This window comes from Streptomyces sp. NBC_01478 (assembly GCF_036227225.1).
Classification (GTDB): Bacteria; Actinomycetota; Actinomycetes; order Streptomycetales; family Streptomycetaceae; genus Streptomyces.
Window position 1 is genome coordinate 2,375,980 of the sequence record NZ_CP109444.1, and the last position, 21,987, is coordinate 2,397,966.

At 71.4% G+C, this 21,987-nt stretch carries 21 protein-coding genes; 8 read left to right on the forward strand and 13 right to left on the reverse strand.

What is annotated here, in order from left to right:
- Positions 1-43: 43 nt before the first annotated feature.
- Together OG223_RS10590 and OG223_RS10595 are read right to left on the reverse strand one after the other, a co-directional pair.
- Positions 44-1,462, reverse strand: a complete 1,419-nt coding sequence (locus OG223_RS10590; protein WP_329245704.1) for a HEAT repeat domain-containing protein — start codon at positions 1,460-1,462, stop codon at positions 44-46.
- Between the two features lie 336 nt (positions 1,463-1,798).
- A complete protein-coding gene (locus OG223_RS10595; protein WP_329245706.1) occupies positions 1,799-2,191 on the reverse strand; it encodes an ankyrin repeat domain-containing protein in 393 nt (130 codons plus the stop codon).
- Positions 2,192-2,447: 256 nt separating this feature from the next.
- Between OG223_RS10595 and OG223_RS10600 the strand changes: the two genes are divergently transcribed.
- Together OG223_RS10600 and OG223_RS10605 are read left to right on the forward strand one after the other, a co-directional pair.
- Positions 2,448-2,642 carry a hypothetical protein gene (locus OG223_RS10600; RefSeq protein WP_019059657.1) on the forward strand — a complete coding sequence of 65 codons (195 nt, stop codon included), beginning with the start codon at positions 2,448-2,450 and terminating at the stop codon, positions 2,640-2,642.
- Positions 2,643-2,676: 34 nt separating this feature from the next.
- Complete coding sequence (locus tag OG223_RS10605; RefSeq protein WP_329245710.1) at positions 2,677-4,269, forward strand: hypothetical protein; 1,593 nt, start codon at positions 2,677-2,679, stop codon at positions 4,267-4,269.
- A gap of 61 nt (positions 4,270-4,330) precedes the next feature.
- Here OG223_RS10605 and OG223_RS10610 read toward each other — a convergent pair whose 3' ends face one another.
- Entirely contained in the window at positions 4,331-5,833 is a 1,503-nt protein-coding gene (locus tag OG223_RS10610; protein ID WP_329245712.1) for an SCO1417 family MocR-like transcription factor, read from the reverse strand.
- 64 nt (positions 5,834-5,897) lie between these two features.
- Between OG223_RS10610 and yczE the strand changes: the two genes are divergently transcribed.
- From yczE to OG223_RS10630, 4 genes are all read left to right on the forward strand, one after another.
- Complete coding sequence (gene yczE, locus OG223_RS10615) at positions 5,898-6,587, forward strand: membrane protein YczE (protein WP_329245714.1); 690 nt, start codon at positions 5,898-5,900, stop codon at positions 6,585-6,587.
- Positions 6,584-7,351: a glycerophosphodiester phosphodiesterase gene (locus tag OG223_RS10620; RefSeq protein ID WP_329245717.1), complete on the forward strand. Its 768-nt coding sequence runs from the start codon at positions 6,584-6,586 to the stop codon at positions 7,349-7,351. Before yczE ends, OG223_RS10620 begins: the two co-directional genes overlap by 4 nt.
- Before the next feature lie 40 nt (positions 7,352-7,391).
- Complete coding sequence (locus OG223_RS10625) at positions 7,392-8,741, forward strand: MFS transporter (protein WP_329245720.1); 1,350 nt, start codon at positions 7,392-7,394, stop codon at positions 8,739-8,741.
- Between the two features lie 255 nt (positions 8,742-8,996).
- Positions 8,997-9,371, forward strand: coding sequence for an RNA polymerase-binding protein RbpA (locus OG223_RS10630; protein ID WP_003977404.1), 375 nt, complete (start codon positions 8,997-8,999; stop codon positions 9,369-9,371).
- Between the two features lie 106 nt (positions 9,372-9,477).
- On the opposite strand, the gene fxsA is transcribed toward OG223_RS10630, so the two are convergent.
- From fxsA to OG223_RS10650, 4 genes are all read right to left on the reverse strand, one after another.
- Entirely contained in the window at positions 9,478-10,035 is a 558-nt protein-coding gene (fxsA, locus tag OG223_RS10635; protein ID WP_329245722.1) for an FxsA family membrane protein, read from the reverse strand.
- Positions 10,036-10,107: 72 nt separating this feature from the next.
- Complete coding sequence (locus OG223_RS10640; RefSeq protein WP_329245724.1) at positions 10,108-10,920, reverse strand: polyprenol monophosphomannose synthase; 813 nt, start codon at positions 10,918-10,920, stop codon at positions 10,108-10,110.
- A gap of 532 nt (positions 10,921-11,452) precedes the next feature.
- Positions 11,453-13,054, reverse strand: a complete 1,602-nt coding sequence (locus OG223_RS10645; protein WP_329245727.1) for an amidohydrolase — start codon at positions 13,052-13,054, stop codon at positions 11,453-11,455.
- Between the two features lie 47 nt (positions 13,055-13,101).
- Positions 13,102-13,542, reverse strand: a complete 441-nt coding sequence (locus OG223_RS10650; protein ID WP_026150833.1) for an Lrp/AsnC family transcriptional regulator — start codon at positions 13,540-13,542, stop codon at positions 13,102-13,104.
- Positions 13,543-13,811: 269 nt separating this feature from the next.
- Between OG223_RS10650 and OG223_RS10655 the strand changes: the two genes are divergently transcribed.
- Positions 13,812-14,255: a hypothetical protein gene (locus tag OG223_RS10655; RefSeq protein WP_329245730.1), complete on the forward strand. Its 444-nt coding sequence runs from the start codon at positions 13,812-13,814 to the stop codon at positions 14,253-14,255.
- A 10-nt stretch (positions 14,256-14,265) separates the two neighbouring features.
- Here OG223_RS10655 and OG223_RS10660 read toward each other — a convergent pair whose 3' ends face one another.
- The 6 genes from OG223_RS10660 to OG223_RS10685 form a co-directional block, all read right to left on the reverse strand.
- A complete protein-coding gene (locus OG223_RS10660) occupies positions 14,266-15,360 on the reverse strand; it encodes a phosphotransferase family protein (protein ID WP_329245732.1) in 1,095 nt (364 codons plus the stop codon).
- Between the two features lie 64 nt (positions 15,361-15,424).
- Complete coding sequence (locus tag OG223_RS10665; protein WP_329245735.1) at positions 15,425-16,525, reverse strand: hypothetical protein; 1,101 nt, start codon at positions 16,523-16,525, stop codon at positions 15,425-15,427.
- Positions 16,526-17,076: 551 nt separating this feature from the next.
- Positions 17,077-18,258 carry an acyl-CoA dehydrogenase gene (locus OG223_RS10670; RefSeq protein ID WP_329265225.1) on the reverse strand — a complete coding sequence of 394 codons (1,182 nt, stop codon included), beginning with the start codon at positions 18,256-18,258 and terminating at the stop codon, positions 17,077-17,079.
- Positions 18,259-18,487: 229 nt separating this feature from the next.
- Complete coding sequence (locus OG223_RS10675; protein ID WP_329245738.1) at positions 18,488-19,147, reverse strand: TetR/AcrR family transcriptional regulator; 660 nt, start codon at positions 19,145-19,147, stop codon at positions 18,488-18,490.
- A 65-nt stretch (positions 19,148-19,212) separates the two neighbouring features.
- Entirely contained in the window at positions 19,213-19,359 is a 147-nt protein-coding gene (locus tag OG223_RS10680) for an SCO1431 family membrane protein (protein WP_329245740.1), read from the reverse strand.
- Between the two features lie 117 nt (positions 19,360-19,476).
- Entirely contained in the window at positions 19,477-20,856 is a 1,380-nt protein-coding gene (locus OG223_RS10685; RefSeq protein WP_329245744.1) for a peptidase C39 family protein, read from the reverse strand.
- Between the two features lie 216 nt (positions 20,857-21,072).
- Here OG223_RS10685 and OG223_RS10690 point away from each other — a divergent pair, with 216 nt between their 5' ends.
- Positions 21,073-21,693 carry a uridine kinase family protein gene (locus tag OG223_RS10690; RefSeq protein ID WP_329245747.1) on the forward strand — a complete coding sequence of 207 codons (621 nt, stop codon included), beginning with the start codon at positions 21,073-21,075 and terminating at the stop codon, positions 21,691-21,693.
- Positions 21,694-21,987: the final 294 nt, after the last annotated feature.

The window sequence follows — 21,987 nt, forward strand, 5'->3', positions numbered from 1 at the left end:
CAGACGGCGTCCATGCGCGTCTGACCCGCGGGTCATCCCACGTTCACACTGCGGGGGCGTCGGGCCCGATCCGGCTCCGTACGGCTGTCTGGACTTCCGCTTCCTCGGCCGGGTCGGCGGCGAGCCTGCGGAGCTGCTCCACGACCCGGGCGTCGGCGGTCTCGGCGTGCCGGGCGGCGATCTCGCGGGTGGTCTCCTCGCAGTCCCAGAGGCACTCGACGGCGAAGCCGGTGGGGTAGGAGGGGTCGGTGGCGGCCAGGGCGCGGGCGGCCCGGCCGCGCAGATGGGACGAGGCGGTCTCCCGGTACACATGGCGCAGGACGGGTGCGGCGCAGACGATGCCGAGGCGTCCGGCGCCGTCGACGAGGGTCCAGAGGGTGGGGGCGTCGGGCCCCTCGCCCATGACGGCCTCCCTGAGGGCGCCGAGGACCAGGTCGCTGTCCTGGGTCCCGCCCCGGCAGGCGAGCATCCGGCCGGCGGCGGCCCCGAGCGGATCGGGGCGGCGGGCCCAGCCACGGGCGCGGTCGACGGCGGCGACGGAGCGCATCCGTTCGAAGGCGTCGACGGCGGCCTCCACGACGGGCGCCGGGCCGGTGGCGACCGCTCGTTCGATCAGTTGGAGGGCTTCGGGATCGTTGCTGTCGGCGAGATAGCGCAGGGCGGTGCAGCGGGCGCCCTCGCCGCCGTCCTTGGCGGCCTCGACGATCTCGGGCCGGTCCTCGGGGCCCGCCACCGCGGTGAGGCAGCGGGCGGCCGGGACGTGCAGGGCGGCGCCGCGTTCGAGGCCCTGTTGGGCCCATTCGAACACCGCTTGCACGCTCCACCCCGGACGGGGCCCGGTAGGTCGCATCTGGCGTTGCCAGAGGTCGAAGCAGCCGGCTTCCTGGGCGGCACGCACGCGCGTGGCGATCGATTCGCGCGAGTCCTCGGCCCACAGCCGCCAGGGCCGGGGTTCGAAGGCGTCGCGCACCGCGGCGGCCAGTTCGGCCTCGCCCTCGGGGTCGGCCGGGAAACGCGCCAGCACCGGGGCGGCGAGGGCGCGCAGGCCCGCGTCGTCGTCCCTGAGCGCCAGCTCGTCCAGGGCCCAGGCCCAGTTGCTGCCGGTGGCCGCGTACCTGCGCAGCAGTTCGAGCGCGTCCTGCCTGCCGTAGGAGGCGAGGTGCCCCAGGACGGCGAGCGCGAGGCCCGTACGGGACTCCTCGGTGTCGAGGACGTCCTCGGCGTCGAAGAGGTGGGCCTCGACGGCGTCCAGGTCACCGCCCAGATCGAGGTACAGACGGGCGTAGTACAGGGAGCGGTTCTCCACCTGCCAGTCGTGGCGGGGATCGCGCAGCACACAGTGGTTCAGTGCCGCGAGTGCCTCGGCACGGGGTGCGGTGAGCGCGTGCAGTGTGCCGTCGCCGCGGCCCCGCTGAAGCAGGCCGAGCAGCGTACCGCTGGGCGCTATGACCGGATCGAACATGGGAAACAGCCTCACATCAAGCGTCGACGCAACCGGGGGACGTGCACTACCTGGCCGCGTGACAACACGTCGGGGCGCCCGCCGTTTCCTGCTTGCTGTAGACCATTTTCCTCTGCCTCTCGTAGGTGGCCCATGCGGGCCGCAACTACGGCCCGCGCGGTGCGGCAACACCTGCCCAGCCATCGCGTCCGTAAATCACGACGTCATGATGACCCGGCAGTTCTCGATGCCGCGACCGAAATTTCGGGCGGCGCCGTGCTGCCTTCCCCCGTTTTCCCCCGTTTTCCTTGTCGTACCTGGTCAGAAGGCCCGTCCTCGCCGCCGACGGGCCGCCCGTCAGTGCGCGCCGAACAGCTCCAGCAGTTCGGCCTTGGCGAACATCCGGGCCGTGTCGACCGCCGACGGGGTGCCCGCGGCCGGATCGGCACCGGCCTCCAGCAGAACTTCGATCACCTCTTGCTCACCCTTGAAGACGGCTCCGGCGAGCGGCGTCTGCCCCCGGTCGTTGATCCGGTCGGCCTCGGCGCCCCGCGCCAGCAGGGCCCGTACGGCGTCGGCGTGCCCGTGATAGGCGGCGAGCATCACCAGGGAGTCGCCGCGGTCATTGGTGAGGTTGGCCGGGACGCCCGCGTCCACGTACGCGACCAGCGCCTCGGTCCCGCCCTGGCGGGCCAGGTCGAAGATCTTGGTCGCGAGCTCCACGACCTCGGGGTCGGGGGCTTCGCTCATCGGCCTGACCGCCTCTCACTAGTACGGGTGAATCGCCAGCGTACTGGCTCCGCCGAGACATGACCGGCCCCCTCCGAGGCAAAGATCACCGCGGGCCCCGACATGGGTGAAACCCCTGCTCAGACAGCCCGAATGCGCTCCACCATCCGAGGGAAATCCGCCGAAATTCACCCACTTGCACCTTTTATCGTATGGATACATCCTGTGATCCTGGAAGAACTCATGGTGACTGTCCCCACGAACCAGGAGAGCTCAAATGATCTTGTCCATGTCAGGCGTCGTCCTTCTCGGCATCATCGTCTTCCTCTTCTTCAAGAAGGACGGACTCAAGGCCTCCCACGCCCTGGTGGCCGCACTCTTCGGCTTCTACATGGCCAGCACGGCCATCGCCCCGAGCATCAAGGCCGGCGGCGAGAGCCTGGCGAGCCTCCTCGGCGGCATCAAGTTCTGACACCACCACCCGTACGCACCTTCAGGAGACAGCAGTGGCCCGGCGCCCCCTCCCCCGCATCCTGAGCAACGGCACCGCCCAGATCGCCCGGAGCCGGGAGCTGGCCCGGACGGCGGCCGACAGCGCCACCGACGTCCTCCATCCGCTGATCACGATCACGCGCGGTCTGCGCCGGCTGGCATCCGCCGGGCGGCGCAGATGGGCCGACACCCCCAAGGACAAGCGCGGGCCGCTGCTGTTCCTGGTGGCCTCGGTGATCCTGGTCGTGGTGCTGGTGCCGTACGGCCCGCTGCTCGCCGCCATCACCCTGATGGCGGCGGCGGCATGGCAGGGCCGGGACCGCACCCCGCCGGCGCCCGAAGGGCCCGACGAGTCCCAGACCCAGCGCCTCCAGTCCCTCTACGAGGCGCTGGTGCCCTACTTCTCGGCCGCCGAGGACCCGGCTCCCCTGTTCGCCCACGGCGGCGACTGGGAGAAGGCCTTCCCGGCCTACGAGTTCGACGGCGGAGGCCGGATCTCCCATCTGGTCGTCCGCTATCCGGCGTACTTCACCGACGGCGAGGCCGACTCCCGCGCGCGGATCGAGCAGTTGCTCACCGCGAAGTCCGGCCGCAGCCGGGAGTACCACTTCACCTGGGACGAGGAGGGCAACCAGCTCACGATCGGCGTCCTCGCCCCGCTCCCCACCGACATCGCCGCCCAGCGTTTCGTCACCGCCCCCGGCGAGACCGTCCTGGGCTTCACCGACCCGACCCAGGTCCACCGCACGCTCCCGCTCACCCACGGCGAGGAGCAGCGCGACGTCCCCCCGGTCGTCTGGCGCACCGGCGTCCGCTCCACCGAACCGAACCTGCTGGTCATGGGCCAGCCCGGCAGCGGCACCTCCACCCTGCTGCGCTCGATCGCGCTCCAGGCGCTCCAGTACGGCGACGTCCTGATCGTCGAGGGCGGCGGCACCGGCGAGTACGCGTGCCTCACCGGCCGGGACGGCGTCCTCGCCGTCGAGTGCGGACTGGCCGGCGCGCTGGCCAGCCTGGAGTGGGCCGCGCAGGAGACGGAGCGCCGGCTGATCGCGGCCAACCGCGCCCGCCAGTCGGGCCACCCGGCACCGGACGACACCAGGCACCCCCTGTGGATCATCCTGGACCGCCCCAGCGCCTTCGCCCACGTGGCGACGGCCGACGGCTACCAGGACCCCCAGTCCCTGCTCCAGGTCCCCCTGCGGCACGGCCGCGCGGCCAATGTGACGGTGGTGGTGGCCGACCAGTTCGACTGCGCGGACACGCTCAGCGACGCCGTACGACAGCACACACGCGCGCGTGTCGTCCTCGGCCCCGCCACCCCCACCCAGTTGGAGGCGGTCCTCGGCGCTCCCCCGCACACCACGCCGATCGCCCAGATCCCCCCGGGCCGCGGCTACGCCCGCCTCGGCAACGGCCCGGTGCACCGGCTCCAGGTCCCGGCGACCCCGGACCCGTACGACGACGCGACGAACGACGCGCACCGCCAGGCGGTCCTGGCGCTGCTCCCGCCGCGCACCACACCGGCGGACGCGGCGGAGACCATGCCGACCGAGGTGGTGCCCGCCGAAGCGGCGGTGGAGGCCGCGGTGGCGGAGAGTTCGTAGGAGCCGGGTTCGGTGCGGGCGGGAGCCGCCCGCACCGAACCCGCCTACGGCCCTTCGCCGTCTACGCCACGAACGTCCGCGGCGACTCGCCGCCGCCCCCGCTGACCCCGTTCTCCACCAGCCGAGCCGCCGCGGCCAGCCGTACGGCCGCCTCGTCGGCCACCGCGCCTCCCACGGTGAACGGCAGCCGCACATACCCCTCGAAGGCCCCGTCGACGCCGAACCGCGGCCCGGACGGCACCCGTACCCCCACGCGCTCCCCCATCTCGGCGAGCCGTGAGCCCGACAGCCCGCCCGTGCGCACCCACAGCGTGAGTCCGCCCTTGGGCACCTCGAACTCCCAGGCGGGCAGCTCCCGCCGCACCGCCGCGACCAGCGCGTCCCGGTTCTCCCGGGCCTGGGCGCGGCGGATGTCGACCGCCTGTTCCCAACCCCCGGTGCTGAACAGCCAGTTGACGGCGAGCTGTTCCAACACCGGAGTGCCGAGGTCGGCATAGGCGCGGGCGGCGACCAGGCTGCGGATGACATCGGGTGCCGCGCGGACCCAGCCGATGCGCATGCCCGCCCAGAAGGCCTTGCTGGCGGAACCGACGGTGATCACCGTCGAACCGGCCGGGTCGAAGCCGCAGACAGGGCGCGGCATCTCGACGTCGTCGTCCAGCCACAGCTCGGTCATCGTCTCGTCGGCGACGAGCACCGTGCCGGCCGAGCGGGCCGCGTCCACGAGTTGCCGCCGCTGGTCGTCGTCGGCGAGGGCGCCGGTCGGGTTGTGGAAGTCGGCGACGACGTACGCGAGCCGGGGCGCCGCGTCCCGCAGCACCTGCCGCCAGCGGTCCATGTCCCAGCCGGAGAGCCCCTCGGCCATCGCCACGGGCACCAGCCGGGCACCCGCCTCGCGCATCAGCTGAAGGATGTTGGCGTACGAGGGCGACTCCACGGCGACCCGCTCGCCGCGCCCCGCGAAGAGATGGCAGATGGCGTCGATGGCGCCCATCGCACCGGTCGTCACCATGATCTGCTCGGGCATGGTCGGAATCCCGCGCAGGGTGTACCGCTCGGCGATCATCGCGCGCAGCGCGGGCAGCCCCGCCGGGTAGTCGCCGTGCGTGTGGGCGTACGGCGGCAGCTCCTCCAGGGCGCCCTGGACGGCCCGGGTGAGCCACGGTTCGGGCGCGTGCAGGGCGGCGCAGCCGAGGTCGATCACCGAACCGAGGGCCTCCGGGGGCAACGGCTCCAGCCCGCGCGCGGGGAGCGGGTTTCCGGCCGGTACGGCGGTCCAACTGCCGGCCCCGCGCCGGGACTCCAGGAACCCTTCGGAGCGCAGCGCCTCGTAGGCGGCGGCGACCGTGGTCCGGCTGACGGACAGCGCGAGGGCCAGTTCCCGCTCGGCGGGCAGCCGGGCGGCCACCGGGACGCGCCCCTCCAGCACGAGCAGCCGGATGCCGTCCGCGAGCGCGCGATAGGCGGGCGGTCGGCGGGTGCCGGGCCCGGCCGGCCTGTCCTGCTGGGAGTTGAGCAGCCGGGCGAGCTGTGCGGCGCCCATCGCCGAGGTCCACTGCGCCATGGAAACCAGTCCACCTTCCCGGAATTGGCCATGGATGACGTCTGTTCTCAAGCCACAGAGTGCCATGTGTCAGGCCACTACCACCACCAGGGGGCACCTCTTGTCCACGCGGAACCGTCTCGGGCGACGGTTGGTCCAGCTCTACGCAGGACTCGCGCTCTACGGCGCCAGCTCGGCGCTCCTCGTGGTGTCCGGCCTGGGCCTGGAGCCCTGGAACGTGCTGCACCAGGGCCTCGCCGAGCTCACCGGCCTGACGATCGGAGTCGTCTCGATCATCGTGGGCGCGGCGGTGCTGCTCCTGTGGGTCCCGCTGCGCCAGCGCCCCGGCCTCGGCACCGTCTCCAACGTGTTCGTGGTCGGCCTGGCCATGGACGGCACCCTCGCGCTGGTGCCGGACGCGCACGGCCTGGCCGTACGGATCCCGCTGCTGCTGGCGAGCATCCTCCTCAACGGGGTCGCCACCGGGCTCTACATCTCGGCGAGCTTCGGACCGGGCCCGCGCGACGGCCTGATGACCGGGCTGCACCGGCGCACCGGCCGTTCCATCCGCCTGATCCGTACGGGCCTCGAGGTCACCGTCGTGGCCACCGGCTTCGCGCTGGGCGGCACGGTGGGCATCGGCACTCTGCTCTACGCCCTGGCGATCGGCCCGCTCGCCCAGCTCTTCCTTCGCGTCTTCGCCGCCCCCTCGGCATCCGGCGGCAGCACGGTCGTAGCCACCGGGTCACCGGAACGGGCGATACTGCCCGGGTGACCACGCTCATACGTCATCCCTACCTCGACCATCCCGGTCCGATCCCCTTCGCCCACCGGGGCGGCGCGGCGGACGGCCTGGAGAACACCGTGTTCCAGTTCCGGCGCGCGGTCGAACTGGGCTACCGGTACATCGAGACCGACGTCCACGCCACGGCCGACGGGAAGCTCGTCGCCTTCCACGACGAGACCCTGGACCGGGTGACCGACGGCGCGGGCCGGATCGCGGACCTGTTCTGGTCGGACGTGAGCCACGCGCGCGTGGCGGGCAGGGAACCGGTGCCCCTCTTCGAGGAGCTGCTGGAGACGTTCCCCGAGGTGCGCTGGAACGTCGACGTCAAGGCGGAGCCGGCGCTCCGCCCCCTCCTGGACCTCCTGGAGCGCACCGACTCCTGGAACCGCGTCTGCGTCGGCTCCTTCTCCGAGAAGCGCGTGGTCCGCGCCCAGCACCTGGCCGGCCCGCGCCTGGCCACGTCGTTCGGCACGCGCGGGGTGCTGAACCTGCGGCTGCGCTCCTGGGGCGCGCCTCTCCCGGTGCGCCGTTCGGCCGTCGCCGCACAGGTGCCCGAGGAGCAGTCGGGCGTCCCTGTCGTTGACCGGCGCTTCATTCGCGCCGCACACGCGCGTGGAGTGCAGGTCCACGTGTGGACCGTCAACGAGGCCGATCGCATGCACCGGCTCCTTGACCTGGGAGTGGATGGCATCATGACCGATCACATCGACACACTGCGCGAGGTCATGGTGGAGCGGGGCGTCTGGGCCTGAGCCCCGGAGTCGACGCGGTCACGGGGAAGCGAGGGCACGGGTGGGTACCGACACCCTGCGGTCACAGTCTGCCGACGAGGCCGACGAACGGCGGCGCGAACAGCGCGGCTGGTACTTCTACGACTGGGCCTGCTCCGTCTACTCGACGAGCGTGCTCACCGTGTTCCTGGGCCCCTATCTGACCTCGGTCGCGAAGTCGGCGGCGGACCCGGACGGATTCGTGCATCCCCTGGGGATACCGGTCCGGGCGGGGTCCTTCTTCGCCTACACCGTCTCCGCGTCCGTGATCGTGTCGATCCTCGTCATGCCCCTCGCGGGCGCGGCAGCGGACCGTACGGGCCGCAAGAAGCCCCTCCTGGCGCTCGCCGCCTACGTGGGCGCGACCGCCACCACGGGCCTGTTCTTCCTGGACGGCGACCGCTATCTGCTCGGCGGCTTCCTGCTGATCGTCGCCAACTCCTCCGTGGCCGTGTCGATGGTCGTGTACAACTCCTACCTTCCGCAGATCGCCCCGCCCGAGGAGCGCGACGCGGTCTCCTCCCGGGGCTGGGCCTTCGGCTACGCGGCCGGCTCGCTGGTCCTTGTCGCCAACCTGATCCTCTTCACCGGCCACGACTCCTTCGGCCTCTCCGAGTCGATGGCGGTCCGCATCTGTCTCGCCTCGGCCGGCATCTGGTGGGGCGCCTTCACCCTCGTACCGCTGAAACGACTGCGCGACCGCGGCCGTACGGCGTCCGAGGCGCCCACGGCGCAGGGCTGGCGGCAGCTCGCGGCGACCGTCCGGGACATGCGCGGCAAGCCGCTCACCCTGTCCTTCCTGTTCGCCTATCTGATCTACAACGACGGCATCCAGACGGTGATCTCCCAGGCATCCGTGTACGGCTCCGAGGAACTGGGCCTGAGCCAGTCCACGCTCATCACGGCCGTCCTGATGGTCCAGGTGCTCGCGGTGGCGGGCGCGCTCGGCATGGGGCGACTCGCCCGGACCTACGGGGCCAAGCGGACGATTCTCGGATCGCTGGTCGCGTGGACGGTGACGCTGGCCGCCGGGTACTTCCTGCCCGCCGGTGCGCCCGTCTGGTTCTTCGTGCTGGCCGCCGGGATCGGCCTGGTCCTGGGCGGCAGCCAGGCGCTGTCCCGGTCCCTGTTCTCCCATCTGGTGCCGCCCGGGAAAGAGGCCGAGTACTTCTCGGCGTACGAGATGAGCGATCGGGGCATGAGCTGGCTGGGACCGCTTCTGTTCGGGGTGACCTACCAGGTGACCGGAAGTTATCGGGACGCGATCATCTCTCTGGTGGTCTTCTTCGTCGTGGGATTCGTGCTGCTCGCACGGGTTCCGGTGGCACGGGCGATCACCGACGCGGGGAATCCTCTTCCCGAGAGGATTTAGCGCTCAAGGCGAAAGGGCGGTAGTGTACGCGTTTGGCCTGCCTGGCGTACCGTTACTGCGCGTCAAAGATGACGAATCGCTAGGTGACATCTGCTAGTAGATGTGACAAACCGGGCGCTGGTGGGTACAACAAGGGGCGGCTACGACGGCGACACATGACCCCGTACGGGAATCTTTACCGCCGACCGGACGTTGACCGGATGACGACGACAGCGACACCTGTCCTGTGGGCGACAAGCCCGGGAGGCACGATTCATGAGTGAGCGAGCTCTTCGCGGCACGCGCCTCGTGGTGACCAGCTACGAGACGGACCGCGGTATCGACCTGGCGCCACGCCAGGCCGTGGAGTACGCATGCGAGAAGGGACATCGCTTTGAGATGCCCTTCTCGGTCGAGGCGGAGATCCCGCCGGAGTGGGAGTGCAAGGTCTGCGGGGCCCAGGCACTCCTGGTCGATGGCGACGGCCCTGAGGAAAAGAAGGCCAAGCCCGCGCGTACCCACTGGGACATGCTGATGGAGCGGCGCACCCGCGAGGAACTCGAAGAGGTCCTCGAGGAGCGTCTTGCCGTTCTCCGTTCCGGCGCGATGAATATCGCGGTTCACCCGAGGGACAGCCGCAAGTCGGCCTAGTCCCGAAGGTCCGGAGCGGTTCTACCGCACGAACAAGTGACACAAGCAAGTAACCGCGGGCGCCGTACGAACATGTACGGCGCCCGCGGTTTTGCATGTCCCGGTGTCAGCGGGTGAGCGGCGGACGCGGGCCCTGCGGGGCGTCGCTGCCGGGCTCCTCCCGGATGACCTCGCCCTGGACCACCTTGCCGTCCGGGCGGTGCATACGGGCCTGCTGGAAGGCGTCTCCCAGGGTGCCTGGAGCGGCCTTGCCCAGCTTCCGCTCGACCGTGCGCTCCGCATAACGCGCCAGGGCCTTCTGGACCGGCGGAACCAGCAGGAGCAGCCCGGCCACGTCCGAGACCAGCCCCGGGATCATCAGCAGCAGGCCGCCCAGCATCATCAGCCCGCTGCCACCGCCGCCGGCCGGGGCGGTGCCCTGCTGCACGGCCTGGCTCAGGTTCTGGAAGGCACGCCGGCCCGCCCGCTTGATCACCACGGCGCCGAGCACGAACCCGGCGAGCAGCAGCATGAAGACCGTGAGACCGCTCGACGCGCCCGCGACCACCGTCAGCAGCCAGATCTCCAGCACCAGCCACGCGGCGATGCCCAACGGCAGATACGTACGCAGCCGGGAACGCGGAGGCCGGGCGGCGGAGGAAGGGGTGGGTGCGCCAGTCGTCATACGTCCAGTGTGCCTGGGCCCGGCTCAGTGCGGGATAAGGGCACGATCAACGAGGCCTGTGAGGTCGCAGGGCTACGGCTGTGAAGGCCTTCCCCCGGGCTTCCCCAGGCCGCGGAGCTTGCCGACCCGCTCCCCCACGCCCCACGTGGTGACCCTCCACAGGGCCTCGACGAGGATGTCGCGGCTCATCTTGGAGTCGCCGAGTTCGCGCTCCACGAAGGTGATGGGGACCTCGACGACGTGGTAGCCGGACTTGACGGCGCGCCGGGCCAGGTCGACCTGGAAGCAGTAGCCCTGGGAGGCCACGCCGTCCAGACCGAGGCCTTCGAGGGTCTCGCGGCGGAAGGCCCGGTAGCCGCCCGTGATGTCGCGCAGCGGCAGGTCGAGCGCCACGCGTGAGTAGAGACTGCCGCCCCGGGAGATGAACTCGCGGGACTTGGGCCAGTTCACCACCCGGCCGCCGGGCACCCACCGGGAGCCCAGCACCAGGTCCGCACCCTTGAGCGCGGTGAGCAGCCGGGGCAGCTCCTCGGGCTGGTGGGAGCCGTCGGCGTCCATCTCGATGAGGACGCCGTAGCCGTTGTCGAGGCCCCAGCGGAAGCCCGCGAGGTACGCGGCGCCGAGGCCCTCCTTGCCCTTGCGGTGCAACACCTGGACCTGTTCGTCCTCGGCCGCCAGCTCGTCGGCCAGCTTGCCCGTGCCGTCGGGGCTGTTGTCGTCGGCCACGAGGACATGAGCCTCGGGGACCGACTGCCGCACCCGACGGACGATGGACTTGATGTTCTCCGCCTCGTTGTAGGTCGGGATGATCACCAAGGCCGTGCCGAGCGGGCCGAACTTCCGCCCCTGGGCCTGTGCCGCGAGGGCTCCGTCGCCGTCGTTCACTGCTGCCCCTTCATGTCCGTACGCAGACGTCCACCATAGTGGCCGCGGCCTGGGATGACGTGCCACGTCGTTCGTACAGTGGTGTCGATTCGACAAGAACGGGGTAAGACTGCCCTTTTCGGCACCCGTGTGCTGCGGATGGGGGCCCGGCGCCCTTCGGGCCGACCTGGGACCCGCCGGCTGCGGGTCGACCAAAGCCGTTGTCTACTGGACGTCCGGGCCCCACCCGGGTCACACCAGCCGACCGGCCGGAACGTTCCCTCGCCGTGGCGCGGGCGCTGAGCCTGGCTCCCAGTGGCGGTGCCCGGTGCGGCACACCGTCCCTGACCCAGCGGCGCTTCGGCGATTGTTCGGAGGTTCCCCGGTCGGGCGTCCGGTGGTGGACTCGGACGAACCTACCGGCCCCCTGCGCCCGCCTGTCAACAGCCGTCTGATCTGCGCTTTCTCCCTTAACCGGCTGGTCAGGGCGGAGGATGCGCAGGTCGCGCGACAGGGCGGCGGCCGTGGATCGGGGGCGCGCCACCCCGGGAGATCACTCGCCCGGCCGTACGAACACCGTGCGTCCGCCCACGACGGTCCGCAGACAGACCGGGAGGTCGCCGCCCGGGGTCAGGTCGGGCAGCCCGGGTGTGCCGGAGCGCGGGTCGGTCGACCAGCGCGCGACCCGGTCGTCGGGCGCCTGCACCACCAGGGCGTCCGTCCGCCAGACCGCGTAGTCGGCGGGCGCGCCCGGCACCAGGACGCCCGCGTCGTCCCGTCCTACGGCCCGCCAGCCGCCCCGCGTGTGCGCGGTGAACGCGGCCCGCACCGAGACGCGATGTTCAGCCGTCCGGTGGAACGCGGCGGCGCGGACCGTCCCCCACGGGTCGACCGGGGTGACCGGGCTGTCGGAGCCGAAGGCGAGCGGCACACCGGCCCGCAGCAGGGCCGCGAAGGGGTTCAGGGCACGCGCCCGCTCCCGGCCCAGCCGCTGGGCGTACATGCCCTCCTCGCCGCCCCACAGCGCGTCGAAGGCGGGCTGCACGGAAGCGGTCAGGCCCAGCTCGGCGAAGGCCGCGATGGTCTCCGGGGTGAGCATCTCGGCGTGTTCGACGCGGTGCCGGGCGGCGCGGACGCGGCCCAGGCCGACCTTCTCGGCGGCTGCGCGGACGCCGTCGACCACCGCGGCCACCGCGGCGTCCCCGATGGCGTGGAAGCCCGCCTGGAGGCCCGCCTCGGTGCACGCGACGACATGGGCGGCCACGGCGTCCGCGTCGAGGTACGCGATGCCGGTGTGCCCGGCGTCGGTGTAGGGCTGGTGCAGACAGGCGGTGTGCGAGCCGATGGAGCCGTCGACGAAGAGATCACCCGCCGCTCCTACGGCGCCCAGCTCCCGCGCCTTCGCCACGTCCTGCTCGGCCCAGTAGCCGACGACGCGCGGCCCCGGCTCCTCGGCGGCGAGCCGCAGCAGGCCCGTGAAGTCGTCCTTGGAGGAGATGTCGGGTCCGGCGCACTCGTGGACCGAACCGACGCCCAGAGAAGCCGCGTGGGCCAGGGCGGTGCGCTGGGCCTCGACGCGCTGCTCCGGGGTGATGGCGGCGAGCGCGGTGGCGCGTACGGCGTGATGGGCGTCGGCGGTGAGGGGTCCGTCCGGCGCGTCGAAGCCGGGGACCAGGTCGAGCAGGGCCGTCGTGACGACCGCCGAGTGGACGTCGATGCGGGAGAGGTAGAGCGGACGTCCGCCGGTCGCCGTGTCGAGTTCGGCGCGGGTCGGCGGGCGGCCCCCCGGCCAGCGTGCGGCGTCCCAGCCGTGGCCCAGCAGAACGCGGTCGGCCGGGCGGCCGGCGGCGAAGTCCCGCACGAGGGACAGGGCCGCCTCCAGGGAGGGCGCGTCCGACAGGTCGAGGCCGGTGAGCGCGAGGCCGGTGGCCGTGGTGTGCACGTGTGCGTCGGTGAACGCCGGGGTGACCAGCGCGCCGTCCAGGTCGACCACCTCGTCGACGCCGTCCGCGAAGGCGTCGGCGGCACCCTCGGAGCCGACCCAGGCGACCTGGCCGCGCTCCACGACCATCGCGGTCGCGAACGGGTCGGCGGGGCTGTGGACTTCGCCGCGGCGGAGCAGGACGGTCGTCGGTTCGGGGGTGCGCTCACTCATGGGGAACAGTCTCGCGCCTCACCGCCGCCGCCCCGCACGCAGGTCGGTCAGATGCGCGGCGGGCGGGCCTCGTACGGCGTCGACAGCACCACCGTGGTCCGCGTCGAGACGCCGGCCAGGCCGCGCAGCCGGGCCAGCAGTTCCTCCAGTTCGTGCGGGGTGGAGACCCGCACCTTGAGGATGTAGTTCTCGTCGCCGGCGACGCTGTGGCAGGCCTCGATCTCGGGGACGTCGGAGAGGCGGTCCGCGATGTCGTCGGGGGCGCTGGGATCGAACGGTTTCACCGAGATGAAGGCGGTCATGGGCAGACCCACCGCCTCCGGGTCGACGACCGCGGCGTACCCGCGGATGACGCCACGCTGCTCCAGCCGGCGCACCCGCTGGTGCACGGCCGACGTGGACAGGCCCGTGGCCTTGCCCAGGTCTGTGTAGCTCATCCGCCCGTCCTTGACGAGCAGCTGCACGATTTGTCGGTCCAGCTCCTCCATGGCGCAAGAACTTACATGGCGGCTGATCTCCTCCGATAGCTCAGCGGCGCAGGTCATACCCGGTTCGTGATGTTGCCGGGAGTGGCCTGTGCGTCAGCCGGGGACAAATCCGCCGCCACGGGCACCTGCGGGCGGCATGTGACGAACGCCACAGGCCTCGAACGGTCTCCGTGATGGTCTCGTGATTACCGCGGAGACCGGACGGGAAGTGCTTGCTGTGGTCGAGGCCGCAGCGCCTTCACGGCCCAGCCCAGTAGGGGGAGAAACCCATGCAGAGTGTTAAGCGCCCTGGACGCACCGCGCCCAAGCGGCCGCAGCTCGTCGTCGAGTTCGATCCGGAGGGCCTCGATTCCGATGGCCCCGACGGCTTCGAGGCCGATGAACCCGACGCGTACGACACCTTCGAGATGTACCGGGTGATCTGCCCGGACTGCGTGCAGCCCATCGCGCTCCTCGCGGACGAAGAGGTCCTGCCGGAGCACGCGCTGTGCGCCTCGCCGTGGAACCCGTTCGGGCTGACGGTCTGCGCCGGTACGGGCCGTGAGGCGGCCGACGCCCGGTCCGCCGACGAGTCCGCGGACCCTCAGGAGCAGGACACCGCACTGCTGTTGACGCTCCCTCAGGGCCTCGACTGGCGGACGCAGCCCTTCTCGCACGTCGGCGGCCCCAGCTCGCGCCCGATGCGGGTGCCCGACATGCGCCGCGCCGCCTGAGCGCACTCGCTCAACCCCAGTAGCTGCCCTGCACCATGGCCCGCAGGCTGTCGTGGTGCAGGATCAGTGTGTCCGGGTCCGCCGGGACGGCCACCTCCCCGAAGTGCGCCTGCCGATAGGCGATACGCAGCATCACGATCGCGTGCCGCAGGGCGGCGTACAGGGTGTAGAAGTCCATGTCGCGCGGGGTGTGGCCGCTGAGTTCGGCGTACCGGGCCTCCACTCGGTCCCGGCGGAAGAACTCCGGCAGCCCTGGCTGGCCGAAGGCGACCGTGAGGTCCTGGAAGAAGCGGTGCAGGTAGACGGCCCAGCCGAGGTCCACCTCGCGCGGGGCCGGGGCCGCCATCTCCCAGTCGAGGACGGCGACGGGGTCGAACCCGTCGTAGACGACGTTGCCGATGCGCGCGTCGCCCCAGTTGAGGACCGTCTCGCCCGGATCGGCCGGCCAGAGTTCGGCGAGCCGGTCGAAGGCGCTCTCGATGAGCGGTGAGCGGGCGAGCCCGTCAACGACCCATGTGTAGTACGCGCGTTGGGACGCGACGTGACGGTGGAGGGCGTCCCCGTCGCCCGGGAGGGTGAGGAACTCGGCTTCCCCCAGCGGGACTTGGTCGTGCAGGCGGGCGATGAGCGCAACCGAGGCGGCCTCCAGATGCTCGCGTTCCGCGTCGGTCGCCGCGTGCAGCCAATTGCCTTCGTACGTATACGGCATGACGTCCGGCGGTACGCGTCCCTCGGCGCGTTCCATGACGAAGAACGGCGCGCCGAGCGGGCCGGGATCCTCCTCCAGCCAGCGCACCTTCGGCACCGGCAGATCCGTGCGGTCGGCGACCAGGCGCATGGTGCGGAACTGGCGCGGCAGGTCGTAGACCGGGAACACGGTGTACGCCGCCGGGTCGGCCGCGAGTCTCAACGCGCAGGCACGCAAGGGCGGTTCGGGGTGTTCGATGTCGAAGAGCAGGGTCTCGCTGGACATGCCGTTCGACGCGGGGACCCGGATGTCGAGGGCCTTGGCGCCGGGCAGGCGGGTGTCGAGCCAGGCGGTGAGGCGGTGGGCGAGTTCGTCCGGGTCACGGGTGGTCGTGCGGGGGCGGGGCGCTGACGCCATGTCGTCTCAACTCCCTTGCGGTGCAACTCCCTTACGGTGCAACCGAGATGCCACCTCGACTGCCCTACGGCGCGACCGAGTCGAAGCCGGTGAAGCCGCTCGGGTCGTGGCGGCCGAACGAGCCGTGTTCGAAGATGCCGTGGCCGACCCGGCCGTCCAGGCGGAAGCGGGCCGCGTGGTCGGTGACCCCGTAGGCGGCGAGCGGGGTCGGCTGGGTGAGGTCGTAGGTGCGGCGGTCGAGCCACTCGCGACCGCGCCAGGTGCCGTGCTGCCAGTCGTCGGCGGGTGGGTAACCGGCGCCGATCGCCAGGGGTGAGGAGGTCAGGATCTCGACTTCGAGTTCCTGCGGTTTCCGGGCGTCGCCGAGGTGGACGACGGCGCGCTCGGGGTGACGGGTGCCGGAGCGGTAGGTGATCTCGGCCTGGGGCCAGCCGAGTTGGTGGTCGCGGTGGCCGGGGCGGACGACGGTCGCCTCGTTCAGGGTGCGGTAGCCGTCGGCGTCCTCCTGGACGACGACCATCAGGAACCGGTCCTCGAAGCGGACCGGGCACCAGATCCAGTGGAAGCCCTCGGTCGGATGCTCCTCGGCGAGCCGGCCGCCCTCCTCACCCGGGATCGGCCGCACGCCCCAACTGCGGTCCCTGGTACCGGTCCAGCCGTCGGCGGTGACCCGGAACTCCTCGCCATCCGCGCGGATCACCCCCTGCACACCGCCCGCCTGGACGAACCGGCGCCCTTCGAGGGTGAGCCGGTCGCCGCGATACTGGACGTGATGGGGTTCCCATAGGGCCGGGAAGTCGGCTGTCCAAGTCAGGTCGCAGGAGAGGGAGTTGTCCGTGCAGCGCAGGCGCAGCCTGTGCAGTGGTTCCTCGACCTCGATGCGCAGGGGGCCCACCGCGAGGTGCATGCGGTCGTCGCCGAGGGCGTCCGAGGCGCGGACCGCGTGCAGGGTGTCGCCGGTGCGGAGGGTCGCGTAGGCGTCGATCACGCCGACGTTGGGGTAGACCCCCAGGCCGAGGATGAGCAGGGCGCGGCCCTCGTGGTCGAGGACGTGGAAGATGCAGCGGTCGTAGGCGTTCCGGTCGCCGGTCGCGACGTGCTTCATCGACAGGGGGACCTGATGCACGGGGTACTCGTCGAGGGGCACGGGACGGTCGTCTGCCACGGCTAACCTCCCCTGGGGACAGTGGAGGTGACGGTACGTCAGGTCCGATGCGGTAGCCAGACCCGTGACCCGTACGCCGGTGAACTCACGCTCGATTACCCGCGCCGGTGACCTGTGGAAGCGTCCTTGCGTTGCCCCGGTATGACCCCCACCTATGCGCCGACCGGGCGTCAACGCCGTATCTACGTCCCCGTAGCCGCAGAATCGGTTCCGCCGGCGCCGCCGCAGCCCCAGGACCCGCCCATCTACCGTGATCTCATGCGGAGTTGGGCCGACCGGGGCCGCACCCTGCCGGGGCGTCACGACCCGGAGTGGGCACGGTTGGCGGCACCGCCGCAGGGTCTGTCCGGCGGATCGGGCTGGAGGGAGTCGACGGCACCTGACCGGCACTGGTGAGCGGGGCGCGGAGCGTGCGGCCGCGGGGCGGAGGAGACGTCGGCATCAGCGGCTGCCGCCGCAGGCGGCACGCCAGGATCCCCTCCCGGCCCGCCGGGCCGGGGGCGTGCCGCGCCCCGCGCCCGCGGCATGATCCACCGGGCAGAGCCCGGGGCTCAGCCGGTTCGGTGGGCTTCGGGACCCGCCAGGTGGCGGGCGATGACCATGCGCTGGATCTGGTTGGTGCCCTCGACGATCTGCAGGACCTTGGCCTCGCGCATGTAGCGCTCGACGGGGAAGTCCGCGGTGTAGCCGTAGCCGCCGAGGATCTGGACAGCGTCGATGGTGGCCTTCATCGCGGTGTCGGTGCAGTGGAGTTTGGCCATGGCGGCCTGTTTCGCGAACGGGCGGCCCGCGTCGCGCAGTCGGGCCGCCGCGAGGTAGAGCGCGCGGCCGGCCTCGATCTGGGTGGCCATGTCGGCGAGCATGAAGCGCAGGCCCTGGAAGTCGGAGATCGGGCGCCCGAACTGCTGCCGTCCGCTCGCGTACGCCACCGCCTCGTCCAGCGCGGCCTGGGCCAGGCCGATCGCGCAGGCCGCGATGCCGAGCCGGCCGGAGTCCAGTGCGGACAGGGCGATCGCGAAGCCCTGGCCCTCCTCGCCGAGGCGCCGCTCGTCGGGGACGCGGACGCCGTCGAAGTGGACCTGGGCGGTGGGCGAGCCCTTCATGCCCATCTTCTTCTCCGGCACGGCACCACTCAGGCCGGCCGCGTCGCCGGGCACCAGGAAGGCGCTGATGCCGCGGGGGCCGTCCTCGCCGGTGCGGGCCATGACCGTGTAGAAGTCGGCGATGCCGCCGTGGGTGATCCAGGCCTTGGTGCCGTCGATCACCCAGTCCTCGCCGTCCCGCACCGCCTTCGTGCGCAGGGAGGCCGCGTCCGAGCCGGAGGACGGTTCGGAGAGGCAGTAGGCGCCGAGCAGGCCGCCGCCGAGCATCGCGGGCAGGTGCTCGACCTGCTGCTGTTTGGTGCCGTAGTTCGCCAGCGCGTGGCAGGACAGCGAGTGGACGCTGACGCCGAGGCCGACGGTGAGGCGGGCCGCCGCGAGCTCTTCGAGGACCTGGAGGTAGACCTCGTAGGGCTGGTCGCCGCCGCCGTATTCCGAGTCGTACGGCAGGCCGAGCAGTCCGGTCTCGGAGAGCAGGGTGAAGATCTCGCGCGGGAAGTGTCCGGCGTCCTCTTCCTCGGCCGCCCTCGGGGCGATCTCGCGCTGCGCGATGTCACGGGCCAGCGAGATCAGATCCCGGGCCTCGTCCGTGGGCAGTTGCCGGTCCACCGGTTGCGGGGCGCGGTCGGGCATGGCGACGCTCTCCTCCCTGTCGGGCACTTCGGCGGGCGTACGCCTTGGGTCGAGGCGACGTGGCCGGGTACCGCACGGATGCGGCCGCTGTTCCGCTCCCGGGTCTCGGAAGCGGCTGACCAGCGGCTCTGCGCTGTGAGTATGCCCGATCGGAGGTCGCTCGTCACCAGTTAACGACCGCTTACTTCAAGAATAGCCCGGTCGTCTGGAAGGAGCCTGGACCGTTGACTCAGCCGTCCCGGCGGGCCGGCTTCGGCGCGGGGTGGGCGGGGTCGAGTTCCTCGATGGCGCGCAGGGTGCCGCCGAGGGTCTTCACGAGGATCTCGCGCATCGTCTCGCGGGAGAGGTCGGAGGTGCTGATCCACTCCAGGGTCGCGCCCTCGACGCTGCACACCCAGCCGAACAGGCCCATGCGCGCGATCCGGGAGATGTCGGTACGGCCGTACGCCCCTTCGGCGATGGTCGCGACGATCGCCGCGCGCACCCCGTCGCGGATGGCGTGCACCTCGGTGTCGAAGCCGACGCCACCGCTCACGATCGTGCGGTACGCGGCCTGGTTGTGCTCGGCCCAGCGCAGATAGCTGTCCATCGTCCGCTGTACGCGGTCCAGTTGGGGCAGTTCGAGGCCGCTCGCCGCGAAGGTCACCAGGTCGGCGACCGAGTCGTTGATGATCGCCAGGTAGTAACCGCGCTTGGACTGGAAGTAGTAGTAGATCAGCCCCTTGGCGACATGGGCCTGCCGCGCGATGTCGTCCATCGACAGCGCGTCGTAGGACGTGTCGGCGAACAACTTCCGGCCAATGGTGATGAGTTCGGCGCGGCGCGCCAAGGAACGCTCGGTACCGCGCGCCCGAGGACGTGCGACGTCACGCTGCTGACTGATTTCCAATTTCGACTCTGGCTCTCCAACTGGGCTGGGTCAACCGCAGTATGGCAGGTCGACTATGCGTCAGGTCACAGCAGGCCGATTTGGGTCACAAGCATCGCGATCACCACGACGAGGGTCCAGCCCATGATGTGCTCGGCGATCTTCGGACCGTCGCCCTTGGGGCCGCCGGTGCGGGTACGGATGCGGGCGGCGGTGGCTGAGTGTGCGGTCATGGCGGCTCGCAGAGGTCGGATGTGTGGTGGACTCCCCCCTTCTGTCCACCTTGCCATCCCTGTCGGCTTTTGCGCCGGAGACCTTGGTCACAGGAACCTCGGTCCCCGGGGCAGGGGTCAGCGCACGCCCACCGCCGCGAGCGCCTCGCGCTGGGCGGCGGTCGGGTCCGCCGGGAAGTAGAGGTAACAGACGCCGCCGGTACCGGAGGAGACCTTCCCGGCGGCGTTGTACCGCTTGGTGCGCAGCCAGATGTTCTCGAACTCGCGCCGGTCGTAGACGCGACGGACGGCCGGATCGCTGGGCGAGTTCGGGTCGTTGGCGATCACGTCGCCGTCGGCGGTGAAGCCGATCACCGTCATCAGATGGCCGGCGGTGCCGTAGCCCGCGCCGGTCAGCTCGCTGCCCAGGAACGACTGTGACGTTATGGCCGGGATGCCCGCCGCGATCAGCGTCTCCAGGTCGGTGAGCGAGCCGAGCCGGGTGACCACGCCCTGGAGGTCCTTGTACGTGGCCGCGTAGGCGGCGTTGAACGGCCAGTTGCCGCAGCCCTTGTACTGGTGGTCGTAGGTGAAGCGGGCCGCGTTGTCGACCTGCGGGTCGGCGTAGGCCGGGTCGACCCAGGCCACTTGCTCCGGGGTGAGCCGGCCGCCCCAGTACTCGATGATCATCTGCGAGGAGGTGGGGCTGCACCAGGCCTCGCCGCCGTTGTCGTACTCGGGGTACTGGCCGACGTGGATCTCCTGCGAGTAGCGCGGGACGGTCAGCTCCCTTGCCGGGCCGGGGGTAGAGGCCGGGACGGTGAAACGGTCCGGGACGTCGGACCCCATCGCGCCGAGCCGCCACACGATGGGGGTGAGCTTGGTACCGGGCTTGCGGTACAGCGTCAGGCGCAGCCGGTACGACGCGAGGCGCAGGCCCGTGGTCGCGTCGTCGATCGCGAAGGTGTCCGTCCAGATCGTGGACCTGCCGTCCGTCTGGTCGTCGACGGAGGTCCGCTTGATGTCCTGGTCTCCGGCCGCCCAGCGGCCCATCACGTACCAGGGGGTGACCGTGCCGTCGGAGTACGTGCCGCGCAGTTCGACCTGGATCCAGGTGCCGGCGGGGGTGTGGGCGTTCCAGGAGGCGATGGTCTCCGTCGCGGGGACGGAGAGCCTGTGGACGGGGGACGTCCAGGTCGCGTACTCCCAGGTCGAGGTCCGGCCGGTGTGCGGGTCCGGGTAGTCGAGACTGCCGAGGGCGGTGCCGATCGCGAGGCCCGGGCGGGAACCCGCGACGGCACGGGTGCCCTGGGCGGTGCCGCGGCACCAGTCGGCGTAGGTGGTCCACGCGTGGTAGTCGACCTGGCCGGTCGGGGCCCCGTCCGTGTCGGCGGGCCCGGCGGGGTCGGCGGCCGCGGGGACCGCGCCGCTCACCACCGCGGCGGCGACCGCGGCGGCCAGGACGGTTCTGCGCGAGGGCTGTTCGGGCCGTCGGGACGGCTGTTCGGCTCTGCTCATGGGCGGAAGACCCCCGGGTGTTCCGAGTAGGGACAGATCCAGTGCACGGCTGTGCGCCCACTATGAGCACGGACAGCACGTCCCGGCCAGCACTTCGAGCCGTGCCACGCCCACCAATATTGGTCTCGACCACTGGCATGACCTGGGAGGGGAGCCACCGCTCCCTAGACTGCCCAGGCACCCTCCGGCCTCACCCACGACCTCCCGGGACGATTCATGCACGACCTCGCCCACCGGCTCCGCCGGCTCCCTCCGTTCTGCGGCCCGGTCCGGATCGTCGGTGTCGACGGACACGCGGGGTCCGGGAAGTCCACGTTCGCCGGGCAGTTGGCCGAGGCCCTGGGCGGCGCCCCCGTCCTGCACCTCGACGACCTCGCCACCCACGACGAACTGTTCGGCTGGACCGACCGGCTGCTGACCCAGGTGATCACTCCGCTCGGCCGCGGCGAGACAGCCCAGTACTTCCCCTACGACTGGCACGCCCGCCACTTCGGACCTCCCCGCGCACTGCCGCCCGCGCCCGTGGTCCTCGTCGAGGGGGTCGGTGCCGGGCGCCGGGCGCTGCGCCCGTTCCTGGCGGGGCTGCTGTGGATGGAGCTCTCCCGCGAGGAGGCCTGGGCGCGGGGACGGCTGCGGGACGGAGCGGAGCAGCGGGACTTCTGGGACGGATGGGTCGAGGCGGAACACGAACACTTCGCCAAAGACCCTTCGCGCCCCCACGCGGACTTCCTGGTACGGCAGTTGAGGGAGGGGTACGAGGTGCTCACGGGGCCTTCCGGGACGGTTGGACCGGACCACGACGTGACCCACGGTGACGGACCGCCCGCAGTGTGCTGAACTTGTGAAGACCCTTCCGCCTGAACTTCCTTGAGTGCCTCAACTCGGCTTGACCCAGGGGCCGTACAGGTCTTACGTTCTGAATGTGCGGCAGGTTCGAAGCCGCCCAGAGTCGCGAAGCCCCCGGTTGTTCCCCCGTGATCGGGGGCTTCGTTCTGCTCCCAGCCCGTTTTCCGGCCGCTACGAGCCGCGATTTGCTCACCCTGGGTCACCGTCCTGAGTGCGCCCCATCTGCTCCCACCTCGCCAAACGGCCTGTGCGGCACCCTTCGATGGGCGACTGCCCCGCAGGTAC